Below are 292 nucleotides of genomic sequence, written 5' to 3' on the forward strand. Positions count from 1 at the left end.
GGCCTTGGCCTGGTCGATGGACAGGGCCAGGTACCACTTGACCGAGGGCAGGCCCGCGACCGGGGTAAAGCTCACCAGCCGCTCGCTGCCGTTCTGCAGGACGTGATGGAAGCCCGGGGCCAGGGTCGGGGTCTGCTCCGGAAAGACCTCCTTGAGCGATTTCAGCACCTGGTCGGCGTGGCTGCTGACCAGGATCTTGCCGTCGCCGTCCACCAGGAAGGCTTCGCCCAGACCGCCGGCGTCCAGCGAGGTGATCATCTTCATCAGGCTGTCCATCACCAGGTCGCCGGCC

The 292-nt window shown here is 66.8% G+C and carries 1 pseudogene; it reads right to left on the bottom strand.

Features of this window, described 5'->3' with window-relative positions:
- Positions 1–264, bottom strand: a pseudogene (locus tag FS767_RS22080) (chemotaxis protein); the annotation flags it as partial.
- Positions 265–292: the final 28 nt, after the last annotated feature.

Origin of the sequence: Pseudomonas sp. DE0010 (assembly GCF_007680745.1) — a bacterium.
GTDB classification, from domain to species: Bacteria; Pseudomonadota; Gammaproteobacteria; order Pseudomonadales; family Pseudomonadaceae; genus Aquipseudomonas; species Aquipseudomonas parafulva_B.